Origin of the sequence: Klebsiella sp. 4_1_44FAA (assembly GCF_000238715.1) — a bacterium.
Taxonomy (GTDB): domain Bacteria; phylum Pseudomonadota; class Gammaproteobacteria; order Enterobacterales; family Enterobacteriaceae; genus Klebsiella; species Klebsiella pneumoniae.
Genome location: NZ_JH414799.1, coordinates 830,446 through 853,659 on the forward strand (window position 1 = coordinate 830,446; position 23,214 = coordinate 853,659).

Consider the following 23,214-nt stretch of genomic DNA (forward strand, 5'->3'; position numbering starts at 1 on the left):
TTCTTTACATTAGGTAAGGCAAAAGCCTTTTCGTCTTTATATACTGTGTTAAAGCCCACGAATTTGTGGGCGGCAATGTGTGACAACAGGGGGCAAGGGATGTTGCTTAAGAAACGGTATGGTCGTCCATTGTCAGCGCTCAGTCTGAGCCTGGCAATGGCATTTGCTCCGCTGTTCAATGTCCAGGCCGCAGAGCCTGAAGTCGTACCAGGTGATAGCTCCGCTACGCCTGGAGAGCTTTCCGTCGCGCTGTCGCAAAGCGACGGGCAATCGCCGGCGGTCGCGAAGCTGGCCGGTGAGCAGCCGCTGTCGATGGAAGCCGCGGCGAACAGTCGCGCCCAGATCGAAGCGCTATTGCCGGCTGGCTACAAACCCGTCTTTATGAATCCGCTGGTCTCGCTATACGCCGCCAGGGATATGAAACCGATGTGGGAAAACCGCGAGGCGGTGCAGGCGTTCCAGCAGCAGCTGGCGGAGATCGCCATCGCCGGTTTTCAGCCGCAGTTTACCACCTGGGTCAGTCTGCTGACCGATCCTGCCGTCAGCGGTATGGCGCGCGATGTGGTGTTGTCTGATGCCATGATGGGCTATCTGCACTTTATCAGCGGCATCCCCACCCAGGGGACCCGCTGGTTATATAGCTCGACACCGTACAAGATGGCGACCCCGCCGCTGTCGGTGATTAACCAGTGGCAGCTGGCGCTGGATAATGGCTCCCTGCCGGCGTTTATCGCCTGCCTGGCGCCGCGTCATCCGCAGTATGAGGCCATGCACCAGTCGCTGCTGGCGCTGGTGGCTGATTCACGTCCATGGCCGCAGATGACCGGCAGCGGCTCGCTGCGTCCGGGAGAATGGAGCAATGATATCGGCGCGCTGCGCGAGATCCTCCAGCGTACCGGGATGCTGGAAAATTCCGCCAATATCGTTCTGCCCGGCGACGTGGTGAGTCCTTCGGCGAAGAAAAAGAGCAAGCCCGCGGCGCGCGGTGTGTACGATCGCCAGCTGGTGGAGGGCGTTAAGCGCTTTCAGGCCATGCAGGGGCTGGGGGCGGATGGGGTCATCGGCCAATCCACCCGTGACTGGCTCAATGTCTCATCGGCGCAGCGCGCTGGCGTGCTGGCGCTGAACATTCAGCGTCTACGTCTGCTGCCAGGCAAACTATCGACCGGTATCATGGTGAATATTCCCGCGTTTTCGCTGGTCTATTACCAGGACGGCAGTCAGGTGCTGGCCTCGCGGGTGATCGTCGGACGTCCAGACCGCAAGACGCCGATGATGAGCAGCGCGCTGAACAACGTAGTGGTCAATCCGCCGTGGAACGTACCGCCCACCCTGGCGCGCAAAGATATTCTGCCGAAGGTGCGTAATAATCCTGGCTATCTGGAGCAGCATGGCTACACCGTGATGCGCGGCTGGAACAGTAAAGAGACCATCGATCCTTACCGGGTTGACTGGTCAACCATCACCGAGAACAATTTACCGTTCCGTTTTCAGCAGGCGCCTGGGGCACGTAATTCACTGGGGCGTTACAAGTTTAATATGCCGAGTTCGGATGCTATCTATCTGCACGATACGCCGAATCATAATCTGTTTCAGAAGGATGTCCGTGCGCTCAGTTCCGGCTGCGTCAGGGTCAATAAAGCCTCGGAGCTGGCCAATATGCTGCTGCAGGACGCGGGCTGGAATGACACGCGCATTTCCGACGCCCTGAAGCAGGGGGATACGCGCTATGTCAATATTCGGCAAAATATACCGGTGAATTTATATTACTTAACGGCGTTTGTGGACGCTGATGGACGTACACAATATCGAACAGATATTTACAATTACGATATCACCGCGCGATCCAGCGCACAAATTCTGACGAAAGCGGAACAATTAATCAGGTAAATGAAGTAGTTCAATGGATTTTGTTGTCCTAGCACTGGGTAAAAAAGGGCGCTGCACCTCTGCAGCGCCCGATTTTCCTGGGGTGAGGCTGCCTTGACGTTGGCAATAATGCCCGGTAAGGTGCCTTTCGTGCGCCAGAAGTGCATATACATATCATTCCGCTCAATGCGTAGCGCGGTTAGCGCGAACGCTCTCCTTTGCCGGGCAACATCTCGGTCGTGGCGAGCGATAGCGAGCTGATCCTGGCATCGCGCAAAGCGGAAAAAGTATATAACGATTCATTGACTGTAGACCTGATTATCATGGACAAATTTGACGCTAATCGCCGCAGATTGCTGGCGTTGGGTGGCGCTGCGCTGGGTGCTGCCGCCATTCTCCCTGCGCCGGCATTTGCCACCCTCTCGACCCCCCGTCCGCGTATTTTGACGCTGAATAACCTGCATACCGGTGAATCGCTCAGGGCGGAGTTTTTCGATGGCAGAGGCTATATTCAGGATGAATTAGCAAGACTTAACCATTTTTTCCGTGACTATCGCGCGAATAAAATTAAGTCCATCGATCCAAATCTGTTCGATCATCTTTATCGGTTGCAGGGACTACTTGGCACCAACAAACCTGTCCAGCTTATCTCTGGCTATCGTTCCCTTGATACCAACGATGAGCTTCGCGCACGAAGCCGTGGTGTAGCGAAACACAGCTATCACACCAAGGGGCAGGCGATGGATTTCCATATTGAAGGTATTTCGTTAAGCAATATTCGCAAAGCGGCGTTATCTATGCGCGCAGGTGGTGTAGGATATTACCCACGTAGTAACTTTGTGCATATTGATACCGGTCCCGTAAGGCACTGGTAACGAAAGGAGCGTCATGAACTATCGTATTATTCCGGTTACCGCGTTCGCGCAGAACTGTTCTCTTATCTGGTGCGGGCAAACCCGGCTGGCGGCGCTGGTCGATCCTGGCGGCGATGCTGAACGTATCAAAGCGGTGGTGGCGGAGGCTGGCGTCACGCTGATGCAGATCCTGCTGACGCATGGCCACCTCGATCACGTTGGCGCCGCGGCTGAACTGGCGCAGCATTATGGCGTACCGGTTATTGGTCCGGAAAAAGAGGATGAGTTCTGGCTGGAAGGATTACCGGCGCAAAGCCGGATGTTCGGCCTGGAGGATTGCCAACCGCTGCGTCCGGATCGCTGGCTCAATGAAGGCGATGTGGTCAATGTGGGGAATGTGGCGCTGCAGGTGCTGCACTGCCCGGGCCATACGCCGGGCCATGTGGTCTTTTTTGATGACGCCTCCCGACTGCTGATCTCCGGAGACGTGATTTTCAAAGGCGGGGTGGGACGCAGCGATTTTCCGCGCGGCGACCATGGGCAGCTGATTGCGGCTATCAAGGAAAAGCTGTTGCCGCTGGGCGATGATGTGACCTTTATTCCCGGCCATGGTCCGCTGTCGACGCTGGGTGAGGAACGCCGTAATAATCCGTTTCTGCAGGATGAGATGCCGGTCTGGTAACAGACATGACGCGAACACATAAAAAAGGCCGCATTCGCGGCCTTTTTCTTTATACCGAATACTATCGCTTACAGTACGGCGACGATGGCTTCGCACAGCGGCGCCATATTGTCAGGCGTCATCCCGGCCACGTTGATACGTCCGGAAGCTACCGCATAGATGGCGAACTCTTCACGCAGGCGCAGCACCTGCTCTTTAGTCAGGCCGCTGAATGAGAACATGCCGTTCTGCTGGCTGATAAAGCTGAAGTCGCGGCTCGCGCCTTTCTCCTGCAGGGTATTGACGAACAGCAGACGCATACGCTGGATGCGCTGGCGCATATCGGTCAGTTCCTGCTCCCAGATTGCCCGCAGCGCATCGTTGCTCAGAATGGTGGCGACCACGGAGGCGCCGTGCGCAGGCGGGTTGGAGTAGTTGGCGCGGATCACCGACTTCATCTGACTGAAAGCGCGGTCTACAGTCTCCTGATCCGCGGCGACCAGAGTGCAGGCGCCGACGCGCTCGTTGTACAGGCCAAAGTTTTTCGAGTAGGAGCTGGCGACCAGCAGCTCTTTATGTAGAGCAGCAAAAGCGCGTAGCCCTTCAGCATCTTCTTCCAGACCGCGGGCGAAGCCCTGGTAGGCGAAATCGAACAGCGGTAGCCAGCCTTTTTCCACCGACAGCTGCGCCAGCTGCTGCCACTGATCGAGCGTCGGATCGATACCGGTCGGGTTGTGGCAGCAGCCGTGGAACAGTACCACGTCGCCCGCCTGGGCTTCGTTCAGGCTGGCCAGCAGACCATCAAAGTCCAGCGCGTGGTTAGCCGCGTCGTAGTAAGCGTATTCGCGCACTTCCAGCCCGGCAGAGGTGAATACGCTTTTATGGTTCGGCCAGCTCGGATTACTTACCCACACACGTTTCACGTCGGTGTTTTTGGCGAGGAAGTCTGCGGCGACACGCAGCGCACCGGTACCGCCCGGTGTCTGCGCGGTGCGGGCGCGTTTATCAGCGATAATCGCATTGCCTTTACCGAACAGCAGCTCCTGGGTGCAGCGACCAAATTCAGGAATACCATCGATGCCCAGATAGTTTTTAGTCGTTTCATTTTCCAGCAGATACTGCTCTGCTTTTTTGACGCTGGTCAGAACGGGCGTTTTACCGGTTTCATCCTTGTAAACACCAATTCCGAGGTTAATTTTTTCAGGGCGGTCATCGGCACGAAACAGATCGGCCAGACCTAAAATCGGGTCGGCTGGGGCGGCGGTAATGTTCTCAAACATGACGAGGTTCCATTGTGATTACTGAAGGGAAATCCGCTATCAGGTTAACGGGAGAATAACGAATTGCCAACCGTTTGCGACAAAAAGCGCGAAGGTTTTCGAAAGAGACGATCTTTGCCTCACGAATACAGAAAAGCAGGACCGAAGTCCTGCTTTGAAGGCATATCACGAAGGGGTGTACTGCAGATTAGAACTGGTAAACGATACCCACGGCCGCCTGGTCGTCAGTGGCGACACCAGCCGCTTTGGTGTAATCGTTGTCGTCCAGCTGGTTGAATTTATACGCAGCGTAGACGTTCATGTTCTTGTTAAAGTAGTACCAGGTACCCACTTCGATGTATTTAACCAGATCCGCATCGCCGCCGGAGAAGCCAGCACGCGACTGCAGGTCCTTGCCTTTGGTCTGTACGTAGCCGATGGACGGACGCAGGCCGAAGTCAAACTGATACTGTACAACTGCTTCAAAGTTCTGAGTTTTACCGGCGAAGTGGTTATCTTCTTCCGGAGTCATGTTGTAAGTCTGGGAGTACATGACGGCCGCATAGATGTTGTTAGCGTCATATTTTGCAGAGGTCGCCCAGGCTTCGGCTTTGTCGCCATTGCCGTCAGCTTTCTGATCGACGCTACGGTTAGAGCTGGAGTAGCCTGCAGACAGTGCGATACCGTTGTCGAACGCGTAGGTGGCTGCGGTGCTGAAGCCGTCACCATTCTGCTTGCGAATCGCACGGTCGTGGTCGTTTTTACCCTGGTACTGCAGCGCGAAGCTCAGACCGTCAACCAGACCGAAGAAGTCGGAGTTACGGTAGGTTGCGACGCCGTTGGTACGACCGGTCATGTAGTTGTCGGTATAGTTCCAGCCGTCACCGCCCCATTCAACCAGCATATCGGTTGCCGCTTCGACGTCGTAGATCGCGCCGTAGTTACGGCCATAGTCGAATGAACCGTATTCGCCCGCTTTCAGGCCTGCGAACGCCAGACGGGTTTTTGTGGTCTGGGAACCTTCAACATTGGACGCGTCCATGTTGTATTCCCACTGGCCGTAGCCGATCAGCTGATCGTTGATCTGAGTTTCGCCTTTCAGGCCGATACGGGCATAGGTGGTATCGTCGCTGCTGGTGTCGCCATTGGTGGTCCAGACGTGCTTGCCGACCATTTTTCCATAGAAGTCCAGTTTGTTGCCGTTTTTGTTATAGATTTCTGCAGCGTTGGCTGCACCGGCTACCAGCAGGGCAGGGATCACCACTGCCAGAATATTGCGCTTCATCATTATTTATTACCCTCATTAATATTTTTTATATGAACACGTGCCACTGCCGTCAATAAGTTCTGTCAATAAAAACTTACAGAACCATTGATGAGAGTTTGGTGTCTGAAGGCATCTTTCCATCCGCGACAACGTTTCGCTAGCCGGAAAATGCTACGAATATCTCATATGAGTAACAAAATGAAAAATCATGTAACTAAATGTGTATTTAACGGAACTTTGTGAACTTAATCAAAATTCCGTTCCACCGGATAAGGGCAAACGTCATTACTTATCTATCTATATGAATTATTTATGATTAATTTGGCTAAGCGGCAATTCGTTCATTTTGTGTATTGAATTCGTATTCTTTTTATTCAGTCTCTGTCTTTGCAAGATGTGCGGGTAAAGGTCAAAAAATGAGCAAATTTATCAGCCATTTTGCTCTGTTATGAACATAAAGTGCGATCTACATCACCAGGATGCACCGAAACAGTGCGTAACATAATTGTGATTTCCAGGTCTTGATGTTTAAGGTTGTTGAATTTTACTAACAGTAATTGACATAAAAAAAGGCCAGCTTGCGCTGGCCTTTCAGATTGATGTCAGAAAAATTTAGAATGTCGCGTTGCGCGGCGTCCGCGGGAACGGAATAACATCGCGGACGTTCTGCACGCCGGTGACGTAAGCGATGAGGCGTTCGAAGCCCAGACCGAAGCCGGAATGCGGCACGGTGCCGTAGCGACGCAGGTCGCGATACCACCAGTAGTCTTCTTTGTTAAGCCCCATCTCTGCCATACGCGCGTCAAGCACGTCGAGACGCTCTTCACGCTGGGAACCGCCGATAATCTCGCCGATGCCCGGCGCCAGAACGTCCATTGCCGCGACGGTTTTACCGTCTTCGTTAAGGCGCATATAGAACGCTTTAATGTCTTTCGGGTAGTTTTTCACCACCACCGGCGCTTTGAAGTGCGCTTCGGCCAGGTAACGTTCGTGCTCAGAGGAGAGATCCACGCCCCAGTACACCGGGTTCTCGAACTGTTTGCCGCAGTTTTCCAGAATGGTGACGGCGTCGGTGTAATCCACCTGGGCAAAATCAGCGGTGATAAAGCGCTGCAGACGGTCGATAGCGTCTTTATCCACGCGCTCGGCGAAGAACTGCATGTCGTCCGCACGCTCTTCCAGTACCGCTTTGAAGACGTACTTGAGCATCGCTTCCGCCAGGCCGGCGACGTCGTTCAGGTTGGCGAAGGCCACTTCCGGCTCCAGCATCCAGAATTCCGCCAGGTGGCGGCTGGTGTTGGAGTTCTCGGCGCGGAAGGTCGGGCCGAAGGTATAAATCTTCGACAGCGCACAGGCGTAGGTTTCGCCGTTCAGCTGGCCGGAAACGGTCAGGAACGACTCTTTACCGAAGAAGTCTTTGTCGAAATCGACTTTGCCCTGATCGTTACGCGGCAGGTTTTCCAGATCCAGCGTCGACACGCGGAACATTTCGCCGGCGCCTTCGGTATCGGAGGCGGTGATCAGCGGGGTGGAAACCCAGAAGAAGCCCTGTTCGTTGAAGAAGCGGTGCAGCGCCTGCGCCAGGGTGTGACGCACGCGGGCTACCGCGCCAATCAGGTTGGTGCGCGGACGCAGGTGCGCTACTTCACGCAGATACTCGATGCTGTGGCGCTTGGCCGCCATCGGGTAGGTGTCCGGGTCTTCCACCCAGCCGGTCACTTCCACGCTGGTCGCCTGGATCTCAAAGCTTTGACCCTGACCCTGAGAAGCCACGACTTTACCGGTGACAATCACCGAGCAGCCGGTGGTCAGACGCAGCACTTCCTGATTGTAATTGGGCAGAGAATTATTAATAACGGCCTGTACAGGATCAAAGCAGGAACCGTCATAGACGGCGAGGAAAGAAAAGCCAGCTTTAGAATCTCGGCGGGTACGCACCCATCCGCGGACCGTGACTTCGCTGTCAACGGCAACGCGGCCCTGGAGTACGTCGGCTACAGGCACAACGCTCATAATAATCTCTCTATGTAGTCCAATAAAAAAGTCTCTTCCCCCAACAGCGGGGGGATATCTATGTTACCTGTCATCTTCCATCAGACAAGTAGATTTCGCACAGGGAAGGGTGGATTTCGGAAATAAATACACCTCCGGGGCGTTCTTTGGCTCCCCATGTCGACTTTTACACGACTTACTCGATAATGACCGTCATTTCCTGCTTCGCATTTTGCATCGACACGATGGTCCGGAAAGACTTGATATTTCCCGAGGCAAAAAAGAGTTCACGGGTTAGCGCTTCGTATTCCGCCATATCACGGACGTTGATCACGAGCAGAAAATCGAAGTCGCCAGTGACATAGTAGACCTGCTGCACTTGCGGACAGGTTACGAAACGCTGTTTATCCTCCTCAAGCAGATCGAGACGTTCATTCTCAATGGTCACCTGCACCATAATGGTGATTGGTCTTCCCACTTTACTGGCGTCCACTAAGCTAACACTGCCTATAATCACCCCTGCATCCTCCAGTGCAGCGATACGCCGATTGACTGCCGAAGGAGACAGGCTGATCCGATCGGCGATCTCCCGTTGCGACAAGCGATTATTACGCTGCAAGAGCGTAAGAATTTTTTTATCCCATGCGTCAAGTTTCATCATATATCTCGTCCTGCAAGCCTGTGATCAACCTCACTAATGCAACGTTGTTGCGTATGAATGATAAAACAGAGTGAAAATTGCGGCGCGATGGGCAACTTTGCGCCAATTAACCGCCGGGCGCAGTGTACCATCACAGGCAGTGGGAAAGCGGTATATCGCGACAAAAAGCCTCTCACATTCTGACTTAACCAATTTAAAGCGACCGTCCTGTCTCAGGCCGCACGGATCCGTGCACCCGTCGTTTAGGCGGAATGGTCGCAAATAACGTTATCGTCGCAGGACGATATGAAAATAGAGGTGCCTGAATAGTGGACACAATTAAATTTCAACTTAACGCCCGGCGGCAGCCCTATGGCCAGGGAGCAGACTTGAGTCTGCTGAATGAAAGCGTGGGGAACGAAGTGCTGGCATTCCATCAAAAATTTCCTGATTACCGGGTCACGCCGCTGCGTAAGCTGGAATTTTTAAGCCAGCGGCTGGGGCTGGGATCGATCCATATAAAAGATGAAGCGCAGCGATTCGGTTTGAATGCGTTTAAAGGACTAGGCGGGTCCTATGCGATGGGGAAATATCTCGCCGCTCTGCTTGAGCGAGATATTAATACGTTGAGCTTTGCCGAGCTTAATTCACCAGTGATTAAGGCGCGTATCAAGGACATCGTATTTGTGACTGCTACCGACGGTAACCACGGACGTGGCGTGGCGTGGGCGGCTGAGCAGCTTGGGCTGCGTGCGGTGGTGTATATGCCAAAGGGCTCGTCGCCGGTACGCGCGCAGAATATTCGCCGGCATGGCGCCGAATGCACGATTACTGAACTGAACTACGACGACACAGTTCGGCTGGCGGCCAAAACCGCGCGCGAGCAGGGATGGGTTCTACTCCAGGATACCGCCTGGCAGGGCTACGAGCAGATCCCCACATGGATCATGCAAGGCTATATGACCCTCGCTGTTGAAATCTGGCAGCAGCTGGCAGAAAGCGGAGCGTCGATGCCGACGCATCTGTTTTTACAAGCCGGGGTCGGGTCGTTTGCCGGTAGCATCATGGGATATTTCATCGAAAAGATGCAGCAGCAGGCTCCCACTATCATCATCGTTGAGCCGCACAAGGCGAACTGCCTGTTTCGCTCGGCAACCATTAATGACGGACTGCCGCACAGCGTCGGCGGGGATATGTCAACCCTGATGGCCGGGCTTGCCTGTGGTGAACCTAACATCACCAGCTGGCCAATGCTCCGCGACCATGCCACCTGTTTTATTTCCGCCGACGATTGTCTGGCGGCCAACGGCATGCGCCTGTTGGCCGCTCCGCGACCAGGTACTGACGAACCTTTTGTCTCCGGGGAATCCGGCGCTATTGGCACAGGAGTGCTTTATGCGCTGATGACTCAACCGGCGTATCGCGAGCTTGCCGAATCGCTGCGCCTGAATGCCGATGCACAGGTTCTGTTAATCAGCACGGAAGGAGATACATCACCCGATGTCTATGAAGACATCGTCTGGTTTGGCCGTAATGGTTGAGCGCTATCGACAATAACAAGGGGGCCATCTTACCTACCCTACAAGCCCTCGGTATGACAAGCGTTCTGACTCATAACGAAAACATACGCGCTTTCGCGTCATGCATAGAGAGAACCTGACCGATGAATACTGAAAATATAATTATCAATAAAGGATATTCCGATCCCGCAAAGTGGCATAGCGAAGATACCGTTTGGGTCCTTGGCCTGTTCGGTACCGCCATTGGCGCCGGGGTGCTGTTTCTGCCGATTAATGCCGGAATTGGCGGCTTCTGGCCGCTGCTGATTGTTTTTGTCCTCGCTTTTCCTATTACTTATCTGGCTCACCGCGGTCTGGCGAGATTCATTTACTCTTCCAATACGCCGGAAAGCAGTATTACCGATGTTATTGGCGAGCATTTTGGCGCGCTGGCGGGAAAAGTATTTACCGTCATCTATTTCTTCGCCGTCTATACCATTCTGATTATGTATGCGGTGGCTATCACCAACACCGCGCAGAGCTTTATCACCCACCAGTTGGCAATGGCCGAGCCTCCCCGGTCGCTGGTGGCCATCGTTCTGATCCTCGGGCTGATGTTTATCGTCCGTTTCGGACAGCGTTTGATAATGCGGGTGATGAGCACCCTGGTTTATCCCTTCATCATCTCGCTTATTTTTATGGCACTTTTTCTGATTCCGCACTGGAACGGCGCAATTTTGCAAACCGTAAGCTTCAGCGCCACGGGCGATGGGCAGGGGATCATGTTATCCCTGTGGATGACCTTCCCGGTACTGGTGATGTCGTTTAACCACTATCCCATCATTTCGCCGATGGTGGTGCGCCAGAAGCAGCGTTACGGTCTGGCGCTCGCTGAGGGTAAATGTGCGCAGATCCAGCGCTACGGTATCCTGCTCATGACGGTGGTGGTGCTGTTTTTTGTTCTCAGCTGCGTGTTAAGCCTGTCGCCGCAGCAACTGGCGGAAGCCAAAGCCCAGAATCTGTCGATTTTGTCCTATCTGGCCAATCAGTACGATACACCGATTATTGCCTGGCTATCGCCGATTATCGCCTTTGTCGCTATTACTAAATCATTTCTTGGCCACTACATCGGCGCCTATGAATCGCTGCGCGACCTGATTCTGGAGGCCGCCGCCGCACGCGGTAAAAAACCAGGTATTCGCCTCGTCGACGCGGTCATCCTGGTGTTTATGGTGCTTACCTGCTGGTTCGCCGCGTACAAGAACCCCAGTATCCTCGGTATTATCGAATGCATCAGCGGTCCCACCGGGGCGGCAATTCTGCTGCTGTTGCCTATGTACGCCATTCATAAATTACCGGTACTTGCCCCCTGGCGCGGTAAAGCGAGCAACGTTTTCGTCACCCTGATCGGTCTTATCACCGTATCTGCCATTTTTTACGGCATGTTCCAATAACCACCATTATTAGCGAGATGTTATATGAGTCATTATCTGCAGATTAACGGCCAACGGCTTATCGATTCCCTGTATGCACTTGGCGAACATGGTGCGCTGCCAGGCGGCGGCGTATGCCGCCTGGCAGCGACTGCCGAAGATAAAGCCGGCAGGGACTTTGTTGTAGCCCGCATGAAGGCGCTGGGCCTGAGCGTGTCAATTGATGCTATCGGCAATGTCACCGGCGTTTATCACGGCGAGGAGACGTTGCCGATGGTGATGATGGGGTCACATATCGATACCGTCGCCACAGGTGGGTTATACGATGGCAACTACGGCGTTATGGCCGGCCTTGAGGTGATTGCCACCCTCCAGGATGCCGGGATCCGCACCCGACGACCGTTGGCGGTAACCTTCTTTACTAACGAGGAGGGGGTGCGATTTCAGCCCGATATGATGGGCAGCGTGGTGTTTGCCGGCGAGTATCCGTTGGCGCAGGCGCTCGCGGCAAAAGATCTCGACGGTATCACGCTCGATGAAGCGCTGCGTAACATTGGTTATAAAGGCGAACGTCAGCCGGGAGATATGGCGGTAGATAGCTACGTTGAGCTGCATATCGAACAGGGACCAATTCTTGATAAAGAGCAGATTGATATTGGCGTGGTTACCGGCGTACAGGGTATTTCGTGGCAGGAATTTACCCTGAGAGGCGTATCGAATCATGCGGGTACAACCCCAATGTCCATGAGACGTGATGCCGGGCTGGCGGCTGCGAAAATCGCTGTTTTTGCCCGTGAGCTGGCGCTAAGCCTTGGTGGTAATCAGGTAGCTACCGTCGGACATTTCAGCGTGAAGCCTAATCTAATCAACGTCATTCCCAACCATGTCGTCATGTCAGTGGATCTCCGCAATACCGATAATGCGATCTTATGTCTGGCGGAGCAGCAATTAGCCGAATTTGTCGCGAAAACGTCGCAGGAAGAGGGCGTGGAGATAACCAGCCGCTCACTGGTGCGCTTTAATCCGGTCATCTTTGCCGATGAGATCGTCAATGCGGTGGAAGCCGAGGCGGAGCGTCAGGCGCTCAGTTACCGACGTTTGCCAAGCGGCGCCGGACACGATGCACAATTTATGGCGTCGGTATGTCCCGCCGGGATGATTTTTGTCCCCTGCGTCGATGGCATTAGCCATAACGTCAAAGAACATAGCGCAGCCAAAGATCTGATTGCTGGCGCCAATGTGCTGCTGCAGGTGGTTTTACAGCGCGCCCAGCGTATGGACTAATGTTTACAGGAGCAGAGAATGAATCAGCAACAGCTAAAGCAGCAGCTTATCGCCTGGCGTCACTATTTGCATGCCCATCCGGAAAGCGCCTTCGAGGAGCAGAATACTTCACGGTTTATTGCCGAAAAGCTCGAAGCTATGGGCATTGAGGTGCACCGCGATATTGGCAAAACCGGGGTGGTGGGGAGATTGAAATGCGGCGACGGGAAGGGCGTTATCGCTATTCGTGCCGATATCGATGCCATTCAATTGACCGAACAGGGAGACTGGTCTTACCGCTCCATGACCGCCGAGCGGATGCACGGCTGCGGACATGATGGTCATACCTGCATTGCGCTGGGCGCGGCGCAGTTGCTATTGCAGCGGCAGAATTTTAACGGCACGGTCTGCTTTGTTTTTCAGCCTGCTGAGGAACCTGGCTATGGCGCCAGAGCGATGATGGACGATGGCGTTATTGAACGCTTTGGCATAGAGGAAATCTACGGTCTGCATAATATGCCGGGTATGAAAGCCGGGACTATCGCCACGCGAGTCGGTGGCATTATGGCCAGTGAAGATAACTTTATTATTCGTATTAAAGGGCAGGGAGCGCATGCGGCGCGGCCGCATATGGCGAAAGATCCGCTGGTCATTGCGGCGGAAATCATCCTGGCTTTGCAGACAATTGTTTCGCGAAATGTTGATCCGAACGTGCCAGCGGTCATTTCCTGTACTGAACTGCACACCGATGGCATCCGCAATGCGATTCCGACGCACGTCGAAATCAAAGGGGATACGCGCAGCTTTGCACCGGAGGTACAGATGCTGCTCGAAGAACGAATGCGTACCATTAGCGAAGCGATTTGCGCGATGCACGGTGCGACGTGCCAGTTCAGCTATACCCATGAATTTGCGCCAACGGTGAACTGGCAGCAATGCGTTGATGTAGCGGTCACCGCTGCGATTAACGTGGTAGGGGCTGAGAAGGTGGACGGCAACGTCGCACAGATGATGATTTCGGAGGATTTTGGCGCTTTTCTGCAAAAAATCCCCGGCTGTTTCATCTTTTTAGGCAACGGCGATAGTTCAGATGCTCAGGGCAATACACCGTTGCATAATGCCTGCTACGACTTTAATGATGAGATATTGCTAACTGGCGCGGAGTATTTTGCCGAGGTCGTCAGAACCCGTCTGCCGCAGGAGTGATATTGATTGGCCCGATAGCAGAATGCCGTCGGGCCAAGTTTTTTAGCTTGCCTTTTTAATCGGCGGCAGGTCGAACGCTTCGCGCAGGGCGCGGACGAAGGCCTTATCGTGGCAGATAGTTTTCCCCGGGCTGTCGGAGAGTTTCGCCACCGGCTTGCCGTTACATTCCACCAGCTTAATCACGATATTGAGCGGTTTAACCTGCGGCAGATCGCAGGTTAAACGGGTGCCGATCCCAAAGCTGAGCTTCACCCGCGAGGCGAAGTGGCGATACAGATCGACGGCTTTCGCCAGGTCGAGATTATCGGAGAAGACCAGCACTTTGCTCAGCGGATCGATACCCAGCTTCTGATAATGGGCGATAGCTTTTTCTCCCCATTCCACCGGGTCGCCGGAATCGTGGCGCAACCCCTGATAGCGGGTGGCGAATTCCGGACCGAAATCGCGCAGGAACGCATCCATAGTGATGCAGTCGGTCAGCGCGATGCCCAGCTGGTCGGGATACTCTTCCAGCCAGGCGGCAAGGGCCGCCCGCTGGCTGCTGGCAAGGCTGGGGCTGATCTGCTGGTGGGCCTGGAACCACTCATGGGCCTGGGTACCCATCGGGGTTAAATTCAGACGGCGCGCCAGATCGTAATTGCTGGTGCCGACAAACCATGGTTCCTGCTGCAGACGCCGCACAATACCTTCCTGCACCTCGCGTGAGAAACGACGGCGGGTGCCGAAGTCCATCAGACGGAAGGCGCTCATGTCGAGGTCAGCGGTCATGGTGGCGAAGTCGCCTAGCTTATGTTCCAGCGTGTTGAGCGCCTGATCGACGCCCATCTCTGGTGAACGATAGCGATGGACCAACTCGCTTATCACCGCCAGCAGCGGGACTTCCCACATGATGGCTTCCCGCCATGGGCCGGTAAGGCGAATGTTCAGCTTGCCATTGTCATTGCTGACCGTGACCTGGCTCGGGTCATAGCGAAAATCGCGCAGCCAGTTGAGGTAATCCTGGCGAAAAAAGGGAAGGGTGGACAGCCAGCGATATTCATCATCCCGCAGCCTCAGGTCGCGCATGGACTCCACCTGCTCGCGGATCGCGTCGGCATAGATGCCGAGCAGGTCGTCTCCGCGGCAGCGAAACTCCGCCGCCACATGCACATCGCCGTAGCGGTGGAAGACAGCCTGCTGCATGTGCAGCTTATAGGCATCCGTATCAAGCAGCGAGTGCAGTACAGGAGAAGTGAATTGTGTCATGGTGCGCAGTAGCATCCTCTCACTGGAGCGTTCCATCGAAACCAACGCGGAAAATGGAGGCGGAGTATACCTTTATTACCCGACTCTGTCCCGCGATGGCGAGCAATGGTGACGCTGACGGTCATTTGCGAGGCCTAGTTTAATATATTGAACATGGATCACACCACAAGCTTTGCGTCGGGTCGAGGGCATTTCGTGCCGCGAGTGTTAACAAAATGTAGCGATTTCCGTGTTTCACGTTGAAAAGATGAAGATTCTGCATAGCGCGATTGACACAACAGGAATAGACTGGGACGACACTTTACCGAAGATGCTAAAGGTTTTTTATGACACAACAGCCCCAAGCCAAATACCGCCACGACTATCGTGCGCCGGAGTATCTGATTAGCGATATCGATTTGACCTTTGACCTGGATGCCGCAAAAACCGTTGTTACGGCCGAGAGCAAGGTCTCCCGCCACGCGGCTGCGTCTGATGTGCCATTGCGCCTGGACGGCGAAGATCTGACCCTGATCGCTCTGCAGGTGAACGGCCAGCCGTGGAGTGACTATAAAGAAGAAAACAATCAGCTGGTGATCGGCGGCCTGCCGGAGCATTTCACCCTGACCATCGTCAATGAGATCAGCCCGGCGGCGAACACCGCGCTGGAAGGCCTGTATCAGTCAGGCGAAGCGCTGTGCACCCAGTGCGAAGCGGAAGGTTTCCGCCATATCACCTGGTATCTGGACCGTCCGGATGTGCTGGCGCGCTTTACCACCAAAATTATCGCCGATAAAGCGAAATACCCGTTCCTGCTTTCCAACGGCAACCGTATGGCGGAAGGGGAGCTGGAGAACGGTCGTCACTGGGTACAGTGGCAGGATCCGTTCCCGAAGCCGTGCTATCTGTTTGCGCTGGTGGCCGGTGATTTTGACGTCCTGCGCGATTCATTCCGCACCCGCTCTGGCCGCGAAGTGGCGCTGGAGCTGTACGTCGATCGCGGCAACCTCGATCGCGCGCCCTGGGCGATGACCTCGCTGAAAAACTCTATGAAGTGGGATGAGGAGCGCTTTGGCCTCGAGTACGACCTCGATATCTATATGATTGTCGCCGTCGACTTCTTTAATATGGGTGCCATGGAGAACAAAGGACTCAACGTCTTTAACTCCAAATATGTTCTGGCTCGTACCGATACCGCCACCGATAAAGACTACCTCGATATTGAGCGCGTGATTGGTCATGAATATTTCCATAACTGGACCGGCAACCGCGTCACCTGTCGTGACTGGTTCCAGCTCAGCCTGAAAGAGGGGCTGACCGTGTTCCGCGATCAGGAGTTCAGTTCCGACCTCGGCTCACGGGCGGTGAACCGCATCAACAACGTGCGCACCATGCGCGGGCTGCAGTTTGCCGAAGACGCCAGCCCGATGGCGCACCCGATCCGTCCGGATATGGTTATCGAGATGAACAACTTCTACACCCTGACGGTCTATGAAAAGGGTGCCGAAGTGATCCGCATGTTGCACACCCTGCTGGGTGAAGAAAACTTCCAGAAAGGGATGCAGCTGTACTTTGAACGCCATGACGGCAGCGCCGCCACCTGCGACGATTTCGTGCAGGCGATGGAAGATGCCTCTAACGTCGACCTGTCGCACTTCCGCCTCTGGTACAGCCAGTCCGGTACGCCAATCGTCACCGTGCATGACGACTATAATCCGGAGACCGAGCAGTATACGTTGACCATCAGCCAGCGTACGCCGCCGACCGCCGAGCAGGCCGAGAAGCAGCCGCTGCATATCCCGTTTGCCATTGAGCTGTACGATAACGAGGGCAAGGTGATCCCCCTGCAGAAGGGCGGTCACCCGGTACACCCGGTGCTTAATGTGACCCAGGCCGAGCAGACGTTTGTCTTCGATAACGTTTATTTCCAGCCGGTGCCGGCGCTGCTGTGCGAATTTTCAGCGCCTGTGAAACTGGAATACAAGTGGAGCGATCAGCAGCTGACCTTCCTGATGCGTCACGCGCGGAATGATTTCTCGCGCTGGGATGCGGCGCAGAGCCTGCTGGCGACTTACATCAAGCTGAACGTCAACCGCCATCAGCAGGGGCAGCCGCTGTCGCTGCCGGTGCACGTAGCGGATGCCTTCCGCGCCATCCTGCTGGATGAGAAGATTGATCCGGCGCTGGCCGCTGAGATCTTAACCCTGCCGTCAGCCAACGAAATCGCCGAGATGTTCGCGATTATCGATCCGATCGCCATCGCTGCCGTGCGCGAAGCGCTCACCCGCACCCTGGCGAACGAACTGGCGGACGAATTCCTCGCGGTTTATAACGCCAATAAGCTCGACAGCTATCGGGTGGAGCACGCCGATATTGGTAAACGTGCTCTGCGCAATACCTGCCTGCGCTATCTGGCGTTTGCGGAACCGACGCTGGGCGATAAGCTGGTGGCGACGCAGTATCACCAGGCAGATAACATGACCGACGCGCTGGCCGCCCTGTCGGCGGCGGTTGCCGCTGAGTTGCCGTGCCGCGATGCGCTGATGCAGGAGTACGATGACAAATGGCATCAGGACGGTCTGGTGATGGATAAGTGGTTTATCCTGCAGTCCACCAGCCCGGCAGCCAACGTGGTGGAAACCGTGCGCGGTCTGCTGAACCACCGTTCGTTCAGCATGAGCAACCCGAACCGTGTGCGCTCGTTAATCGGCGCTTTCGCCAGCAGCAACCCGGCGGCGTTCCATGCTGAAGATGGCAGCGGCTATCAGTTCCTGGTGGAGATGCTGACCGAGCTTAACCAGCGTAACCCGCAGGTGGCGTCGCGCCTGATTGAGCCGTTGATTCGTCTGAAGCGTTATGATGAGAAGCGACAGGCGCTGATGCGCGCCGCGCTGGAGCAGCTGAAGGGGCTGGAGAATCTCTCTGGCGACCTGTTCGAGAAAATCAGTAAGGCGCTGGCGTAACGGTGGCATAACCCCGGATTGCGGCGCGCCTTGCGCCCTGTCCGGGTTACCCGTTAGCGTGGTGATGTTGTCGGGCGGCGCGATGCTTACCCGACCTGGAATACACGGCTGATTTGGCGTTGGTAGCCCGGCAGTGCAACGCGCGAGCCGGGGACATGTCGGATGACGATATGCCCCCGTTCAGACAGCAGACAGTTACGCCGGTCAGCCATGACTAAACAAACGCGGCGCACGCTCGCTGTCGCCGCGTTTCATCACCCGATCCAGTACTTCAGCCTCCAGCTCGGCCAGCTTCGCCGAACCGGTGCGCCGCGGTCGCGGGATATCCACGCTTAAATCGAGGCCAATCTTCTTCTCTTCAATTAACAGCACCCGATCGGCCATGGCCACCGCTTCACTGACGTCGTGCGTGACCAGCAGGACCGTAAAGCCATGCTCCTGCCACAGGGAGACGATCAGCTCCTGCATCTCCAGACGGGTGAGGGCATCCAGCGCCCCCAGCGGTTCGTCCAGCAGCAGCAGGCGCGGGCGATGGATCAGCGCGCGGGCCAGCGCAACGCGCTGCTTCTGCCCACCCGACAGCGCGGCCGGCCACTCCTGTGCGCGGCTTTCAAGTCCGACGCTGGCCAACGCCTGCAGGGCGGCGTCGCGCCAGGCGCCTTTTAACCCCAGCCCCACGTTATCAATCACTGTTTTCCACGGCAGCAGGCGCGCATCCTGAAACATCATCCGGGTGTCGTCCTGGATCGCCGCCAGGGGCGTCGCGCCAGCCAGCAGTTCGCCGGCGTTTGGTTTTTCCAGACCTGCCAGCAGGCGCAGCAGGGTACTTTTGCCGCCGCCGCTGCGGCCTACCACCGCCACAAACTGGCCGCTGGGAATATGCAGATCCAGCTCGTTAAGAATGGTGTTGTCGCCATAGCGTTTCGTCACCCCGTTCAGCAGCAGCGGGATACCTGGGTTGAGACGGGCAGTGTTCATGCGTTAGCCTCCTGAAGATGATACGCCGGATTCCAGCGCAGCCAGAGCCGTTCCAGCAGCTGGGCGCAGACGTCGGCCAGTTTGCCAAGGATGGCGTAAAGGATGATCGCCACTACCACCACGTCGGTTTGCAGAAATTCACGCGCGTTCATCGCCAGATAACCGATGCCGGCATTCGCCGAGATAGTTTCGGCGACAATAAGCGTCAGCCACATCAGACCAAGGGCAAAACGCACGCCGACCATAACTGAGGGCAGGGCGCCGGGTAATATCACGTGACGAAACAGGGCGAAGCCGGATAAGCCATAGCTGCGCGCCATCTCAACCAGCCCACGGTCAATATTGCGGATCCCGTGCCAGGTGTTGATATAGATCGGGAACAGGGTGCCCAGCGAGACAAGGAAGATCTTGGCGGTCTCATCGATGCCGAACCACAAGATCACCAGCGGGATCAGCGCCAGATGCGGGACATTGCGCAGCATCTGGATCGAGGTATCCAGCAGACGCTCGCCCCAGCGAGACAGGCCGCTGATCAGGCCGAGTATTAGCCCGATCGAGCCGCCGATGGCGAAGCCGACCAGCGCCCGCCATGAGCTGATGGCCAGATGCTGCCACAGCTCACCGCTGGCCGAGAGGGTCCAGAACGCTTTCAATACCCCCTCGGCGAGGGCAGCACCCGCGTCGACAGCCAGCCGACGGACGAGGCCAGCTGCCAGACAATGACCGTCCCTACCGGCAGCAGCCAGGGGGCGAGGCGTAACAACAGGGGATGGGTTGATTTTGCCATCACGGTCTCCTCAGCTTTGCGCTACTTTACGCGGAATAAACTCGTTGGCGACCGCTTCCCCCTGCAGGCGCAGGTTTTGCGGCTGCGGGATGGACGGCACCGCGACGTCAAGCAGGGGGAACAGTAGCTCTCCGACCCGGTACGCCTCTTCCAGATGCGGATAGCCGGAAAAGATAAAGCTATCGATACCCAGCGCGGCGTATTCATTGATCCGTTCGGCAACGGTGGCGGCATCGCCCACCAGCGCGGTCCCGGCGCCGCCGCGCGCTAAACCCACGCCAGCCCACAGGTTGGGGCTGATTTCCAGCTTATCGCGTCGCCCGTTGTGCAGGGCCGCCATCCTTTGCTGGCCGACGGAGTCGGTTCTGGCGAAAGCCGCCTGGGCGCGGGCGATCGTCTCGTCGTCAAGATGGGAGATAAGACTGTCCGCCGCCTGCCACGCTTCCTCGTTGGTTTCCCTGACGATCACGTGCAGACGGATGCCAAAACGCACCTGGCGACCATGCCGGGCGGCTTTCTCTCGCACCTGAGCTATTTTCTCTGCCACCTGGGCCGGCGGTTCTCCCCAGGTAAGATAAAGATCGACCTGCTCAGCGGCCAGCTCCTGCGCCACCTCAGACGAGCCGCCGAAATAGAGCGGTGGACGCGGCTGCTGCAGTGGCGGAAACAGCAGTTTGGCGTCGCGAACGCGCTGATGCTTGCCGTTAAAGGTGACGGTTTCTCCCTCCATCAGCTTGCGCCAGATGTGGGTAAATTCAGCCGAGGCCTCATAGCGCTCGGTGTGGTCGAGGAAGACGCCGTCGCCTGCCAGTTCGGCAGGATCGCTGCCGGTGACCAGATTGAACAGCGCCCGGCCGTTTGACAGCCGGTCCAGGGTCGCCGCCTGACGCGCGGCCACCGTCGGCGATACCACGCTTGGCCTGAGGGCGACAAGGAACTTCAGCCGCTGCGTCACCGGGATCATTGAGGCCGCGACCAGCCACGCATCCTCACAAGAGCGTCCGGTCGGGATCAGCACGCCGGTGAAGCCCAGCCGATCCGCCGTCTGCGCGATTTGCTGCAGATAGCCATAATCGACCGGACGGGCACCCTCTTCGGTACCCAGATAACGACCATCACCATGGGTCGGTAAAAACCAGAACATATTCAGACTCATGATTTCGCTCCTTGTGTGGCGGTGGGCTGCCAGATGCGGGCCCGGATATCAACTTTTTGTGGCACCAGCTTGTTCTCGTAGAACAGGTCTGCCGTCTGCTGCTGGCGAGCGGCGGTTTCGGCGCTCACCGGGGTAACCGCGGTGGGGGGACGATGGTCCAGATAGCTGGCGATCACCGCCTCCGGTAAGCCCATCGTTTTCGCCAGCAGCGTAATGCTTTGCGCGCGTTGGCTGTGGGTCAGGGCATCGGCCTGAGTAAAGGTGTCGAGTACGCCTTCAATGAAAGCGCCATTGCGTTCAGCGTAGGGCCGGGAAGCAAGATAGAAGGATCCCGTCTGTTTCAGATCTGTTCCGTCAGTGAGTACCCGGGCGCCGCCCTGCAGCAGCGCGGCGGAGTAGTACGGATCCCAGATGGCCCATGCGTCGACATTGCCCTGCTGGAAGGCGGCGCGCGCATCGGCGGGGGCAAGGTAAACCGGCTGAATATCGCTAAATTTCAGACCTGCGAGCTGTAGGGCGCGCAGCAGCAGATTGTGGGAGCTGGAGCCTTTCTGAAAAGCGACCTTTTTCCCTTTTAACTCAGCAACGTTATGAATCGGGCTGCCCTGCGCCACCAGGATCACCTCCGCCTTGGGCTTGGGCGGCTCCGCGCCGATATAGACCAAATCGGCGCCTGCCGCCTGGGCAAAGATAGGCGGAATATCGCCGGTACTGCCGATATCAATGCTGCCGACGTTCAGCGCCTCCAGCATCTGCGGACCGGCCGGGAACTCAATCCACGAGATATGGGTTTGCGGATAGCGCTGCTCCAGCAGCTGATGGCTCTTCGCCAGCACCATGCTGACGCTGCCTTTTTGGTAGCCGATGCGCAGAGCGTCAGGCGCCGCCGGGGCGGCGTGACCCAGCGAAGAGAATAGCAGCAGTCCGCCCAGAGTCAGGGCGCGGAGAGGATTAAGCATGCTCCACCCCACGCAGAGATGTTAACGACGGCGCACGGCTGCTGGGGCGATGCAGCGCCTGCCAGAAGGTCTCCAGGGCGTCATCAAGGCGCCGCTGCAGATTCGCGGTAAACTGCGGCTTATGCTGGTAATCGGTCACCTGGCTGTCATCAGCGAAGACGCCATGGAGGATCTCCTGGGCCTTGAGGGCATTCAGCACTGGCTTCAGCGCGTAGTCCACCGCCAGCATGTGAGCGATGGTGCCGCCGGTGGCCAGCGGCAGCACAATTTTGCCCTCCAGCGCTCGCTCAGGCAGCAGGTCGAGCAGCGTTTTCAGCGCGCCGGAGAACGAGGCTTTATACACCGGCGTGGCGATGATCAGGCCATCAGCCCCGGCCAGCTGTTCATTGAGCGTCTGCAGCGCCGGGTTGTCAAAACGAGCGTACAGGAGGTCTTCCGGGGCAAAGTTCTGCAGATGCCAGTGGCAGACTTCGATATCGGCGGCGGTGAGCGTCTCTCTGGCGTATTCCAGCAAGGCGCTGGAACGGGAAGGGTAACGCGGGCTGCCCGCAAGCGTAATGACGCGCATCTCTCTCTCCTTATAACTAAATGTTTGCATTTATCTATAATTGATAACATTTATAGTGAGTGTGACAGAGGGCCATTATTTCCCTAAATGATTTATCCGCGGTTAGATAGCCGAAAAGCGCATAATGGCGCGAGAGGTAGGTAATCGTTTGCGCTGATGGGGGATTTTTTGTCGCAGGTCAATTCCCTTTCCGCAACAGATCGCACATAATACGCCCCCGGTTTGCACACCGGGAATCCAGGAGAGTTCATGTACTACCCCTTCGTTCGTAAAGCCCTTTTTCAGCTCGATCCTGAGCGCGCTCATGAAGTTACCTTTCAACAATTACGCCGTGTCACCGGGACGCCGCTGGAAATGCTGGTTCGCCAGAAGGTACCGGCCAGGCCTGTCACCTGCATGGGGCTAACCTTTAAAAACCCGCTGGGTCTGGCGGCCGGGCTGGATAAAAATGGGGAATGCATTGACGCGCTGGGCGCGATGGGGTTTGGTTCGATTGAGATCGGCACCGTGACGCCGCGTCCGCAGCCGGGCAACGATAAGCCAAGGATCTTCCGTCTGGTTGATGCCGAGGGATTGATCAACCGCATGGGCTTTAATAACCATGGCGTCGATAACCTGGTTGAGAATGTGAAAAAA

At 56.2% G+C, this 23,214-nt stretch carries 16 protein-coding genes and 3 pseudogenes; 9 read left to right on the top strand and 10 right to left on the bottom strand.

Going from position 1 to position 23,214, the window contains the following annotated elements:
• Positions 1-99 precede the first annotated feature (99 nt).
• From ldtD to HMPREF1024_RS16590, 3 genes are all read left to right on the top strand, one after another.
• Positions 100-1,890, top strand: coding sequence for a L,D-transpeptidase (gene ldtD / locus HMPREF1024_RS16600; protein WP_009308271.1), 1,791 nt, complete (start codon positions 100-102; stop codon positions 1,888-1,890).
• Positions 1,891-2,192: 302 nt separating this feature from the next.
• On the top strand, positions 2,193-2,744 hold the full coding sequence (locus tag HMPREF1024_RS16595; protein ID WP_002898198.1) for a YcbK family protein: 552 nt from the start codon (positions 2,193-2,195) through the stop codon (positions 2,742-2,744).
• 13 nt (positions 2,745-2,757) lie between these two features.
• Positions 2,758-3,405, top strand: a complete 648-nt coding sequence (locus HMPREF1024_RS16590) for an MBL fold metallo-hydrolase (RefSeq protein WP_002898200.1) — start codon at positions 2,758-2,760, stop codon at positions 3,403-3,405.
• A gap of 68 nt (positions 3,406-3,473) precedes the next feature.
• Here HMPREF1024_RS16590 and HMPREF1024_RS16585 read toward each other — a convergent pair whose 3' ends face one another.
• The 4 genes from HMPREF1024_RS16585 to HMPREF1024_RS16570 all read right to left on the bottom strand — a co-directional run bounded on the left by HMPREF1024_RS16585 (position 3,474) and on the right by HMPREF1024_RS16570 (position 8,560).
• Entirely contained in the window at positions 3,474-4,664 is a 1,191-nt protein-coding gene (locus tag HMPREF1024_RS16585; protein ID WP_002898202.1) for an amino acid aminotransferase, read from the bottom strand.
• A 187-nt stretch (positions 4,665-4,851) separates the two neighbouring features.
• Positions 4,852-5,931, bottom strand: a complete 1,080-nt coding sequence (ompK35, locus tag HMPREF1024_RS16580; protein WP_009308277.1) for a porin OmpK35 — start codon at positions 5,929-5,931, stop codon at positions 4,852-4,854.
• A gap of 591 nt (positions 5,932-6,522) precedes the next feature.
• Entirely contained in the window at positions 6,523-7,923 is a 1,401-nt protein-coding gene (asnS, locus tag HMPREF1024_RS16575) for an asparagine--tRNA ligase (protein ID WP_009308279.1), read from the bottom strand.
• A 175-nt stretch (positions 7,924-8,098) separates the two neighbouring features.
• The gene (locus HMPREF1024_RS16570; RefSeq protein WP_032451364.1) at positions 8,099-8,560 is read right to left on the bottom strand and encodes an Lrp/AsnC family transcriptional regulator; all 462 of its coding nucleotides are present in this window, start codon (positions 8,558-8,560) and stop codon (positions 8,099-8,101) included.
• A gap of 311 nt (positions 8,561-8,871) precedes the next feature.
• On the opposite strand from HMPREF1024_RS16570, the gene dpaL reads away from it, so the two are divergent.
• The 4 genes from dpaL (at position 8,872) to HMPREF1024_RS16550 (ending at position 13,943) form a co-directional block, all read left to right on the top strand.
• Positions 8,872-10,083, top strand: coding sequence for a diaminopropionate ammonia-lyase (gene dpaL, locus HMPREF1024_RS16565; RefSeq protein WP_004179185.1), 1,212 nt, complete (start codon positions 8,872-8,874; stop codon positions 10,081-10,083).
• A gap of 122 nt (positions 10,084-10,205) precedes the next feature.
• Positions 10,206-11,495 (top strand): aromatic amino acid transport family protein, encoded by a 1,290-nt coding sequence (locus HMPREF1024_RS16560; RefSeq protein WP_004176676.1) that lies wholly within the window; start codon positions 10,206-10,208, stop codon positions 11,493-11,495.
• Positions 11,496-11,519: 24 nt separating this feature from the next.
• Positions 11,520-12,758 (top strand): Zn-dependent hydrolase, encoded by a 1,239-nt coding sequence (locus HMPREF1024_RS16555; protein WP_004141764.1) that lies wholly within the window; start codon positions 11,520-11,522, stop codon positions 12,756-12,758.
• An 18-nt stretch (positions 12,759-12,776) separates the two neighbouring features.
• Positions 12,777-13,943 (top strand): M20 aminoacylase family protein, encoded by a 1,167-nt coding sequence (locus tag HMPREF1024_RS16550; protein WP_004179190.1) that lies wholly within the window; start codon positions 12,777-12,779, stop codon positions 13,941-13,943.
• A 42-nt stretch (positions 13,944-13,985) separates the two neighbouring features.
• Here the strand turns inward: HMPREF1024_RS16550 and pncB are convergent, their stop codons facing one another.
• Positions 13,986-15,188 (bottom strand): nicotinate phosphoribosyltransferase, encoded by a 1,203-nt coding sequence (pncB, locus tag HMPREF1024_RS16545; RefSeq protein ID WP_002898217.1) that lies wholly within the window; start codon positions 15,186-15,188, stop codon positions 13,986-13,988.
• 326 nt (positions 15,189-15,514) lie between these two features.
• Between pncB and pepN the strand changes: the two genes are divergently transcribed.
• A complete protein-coding gene (pepN, locus tag HMPREF1024_RS16540; protein ID WP_002898220.1) occupies positions 15,515-18,130 on the top strand; it encodes an aminopeptidase N in 2,616 nt (871 codons plus the stop codon).
• A gap of 204 nt (positions 18,131-18,334) precedes the next feature.
• Here the strand turns inward: pepN and ssuB are convergent, their stop codons facing one another.
• The 5 genes and pseudogenes from ssuB to ssuE all read right to left on the bottom strand — a co-directional run bounded on the left by ssuB (position 18,335) and on the right by ssuE (position 22,578).
• Positions 18,335-19,108 (bottom strand): aliphatic sulfonates ABC transporter ATP-binding protein, encoded by a 774-nt coding sequence (gene ssuB, locus HMPREF1024_RS16535; protein ID WP_004150838.1) that lies wholly within the window; start codon positions 19,106-19,108, stop codon positions 18,335-18,337.
• A pseudogene (gene ssuC / locus HMPREF1024_RS16530) lies at positions 19,105-19,895 on the bottom strand (aliphatic sulfonate ABC transporter permease SsuC). Before ssuC ends, ssuB begins: the two are co-directional and overlap by 4 nt.
• 10 nt (positions 19,896-19,905) lie before the next feature.
• Positions 19,906-21,051: an FMNH2-dependent alkanesulfonate monooxygenase gene (gene ssuD / locus HMPREF1024_RS16525; protein WP_002898293.1), complete on the bottom strand. Its 1,146-nt coding sequence runs from the start codon at positions 21,049-21,051 to the stop codon at positions 19,906-19,908.
• Positions 21,011-22,010, bottom strand: a pseudogene (locus tag HMPREF1024_RS16520) (sulfonate ABC transporter substrate-binding protein). Before HMPREF1024_RS16520 ends, ssuD begins: the two are co-directional and overlap by 41 nt.
• Positions 22,003-22,578, bottom strand: a complete 576-nt coding sequence (ssuE, locus tag HMPREF1024_RS16515; protein ID WP_002898296.1) for an NADPH-dependent FMN reductase — start codon at positions 22,576-22,578, stop codon at positions 22,003-22,005. Before ssuE ends, HMPREF1024_RS16520 begins: the two are co-directional and overlap by 8 nt.
• 249 nt (positions 22,579-22,827) lie before the next feature.
• Between ssuE and HMPREF1024_RS16510 the strand changes: the two are divergent.
• A pseudogene (locus HMPREF1024_RS16510) lies at positions 22,828-23,214 on the top strand (quinone-dependent dihydroorotate dehydrogenase); the annotation flags it as partial.

What these genes read in the sequence shown, in the direction of transcription:
- ldtD (WP_009308271.1), top strand. Translation starts at nt 100, where the DNA reads ATGTTGCTTAAGAAACGGTATGGTCGTCCATTGTCAGCGCTCAGTCTG.
- HMPREF1024_RS16595 (WP_002898198.1), top strand. Translation starts at nt 2,193, where the DNA reads ATGGACAAATTTGACGCTAATCGCCGCAGATTGCTGGCGTTGGGTGGC.
- HMPREF1024_RS16590 (WP_002898200.1), top strand. Translation starts at nt 2,758, where the DNA reads ATGAACTATCGTATTATTCCGGTTACCGCGTTCGCGCAGAACTGTTCT.
- HMPREF1024_RS16585 (WP_002898202.1), bottom strand. Translation starts at nt 4,664, where the DNA reads ATGTTTGAGAACATTACCGCCGCCCCAGCCGACCCGATTTTAGGTCTG.
- ompK35 (WP_009308277.1), bottom strand. Translation starts at nt 5,931, where the DNA reads ATGATGAAGCGCAATATTCTGGCAGTGGTGATCCCTGCCCTGCTGGTA.
- asnS (WP_009308279.1), bottom strand. Translation starts at nt 7,923, where the DNA reads ATGAGCGTTGTGCCTGTAGCCGACGTACTCCAGGGCCGCGTTGCCGTT.
- HMPREF1024_RS16570 (WP_032451364.1), bottom strand. Translation starts at nt 8,560, where the DNA reads ATGAAACTTGACGCATGGGATAAAAAAATTCTTACGCTCTTGCAGCGT.
- HMPREF1024_RS16560 (WP_004176676.1), top strand. Translation starts at nt 10,206, where the DNA reads ATGAATACTGAAAATATAATTATCAATAAAGGATATTCCGATCCCGCA.
- HMPREF1024_RS16555 (WP_004141764.1), top strand. Translation starts at nt 11,520, where the DNA reads ATGAGTCATTATCTGCAGATTAACGGCCAACGGCTTATCGATTCCCTG.
- HMPREF1024_RS16550 (WP_004179190.1), top strand. Translation starts at nt 12,777, where the DNA reads ATGAATCAGCAACAGCTAAAGCAGCAGCTTATCGCCTGGCGTCACTAT.
- pncB (WP_002898217.1), bottom strand. Translation starts at nt 15,188, where the DNA reads ATGACACAATTCACTTCTCCTGTACTGCACTCGCTGCTTGATACGGAT.
- pepN (WP_002898220.1), top strand. Translation starts at nt 15,515, where the DNA reads ATGACACAACAGCCCCAAGCCAAATACCGCCACGACTATCGTGCGCCG.
- ssuB (WP_004150838.1), bottom strand. Translation starts at nt 19,108, where the DNA reads ATGAACACTGCCCGTCTCAACCCAGGTATCCCGCTGCTGCTGAACGGG.
- ssuD (WP_002898293.1), bottom strand. Translation starts at nt 21,051, where the DNA reads ATGAGTCTGAATATGTTCTGGTTTTTACCGACCCATGGTGATGGTCGT.
- ssuE (WP_002898296.1), bottom strand. Translation starts at nt 22,578, where the DNA reads ATGCGCGTCATTACGCTTGCGGGCAGCCCGCGTTACCCTTCCCGTTCC.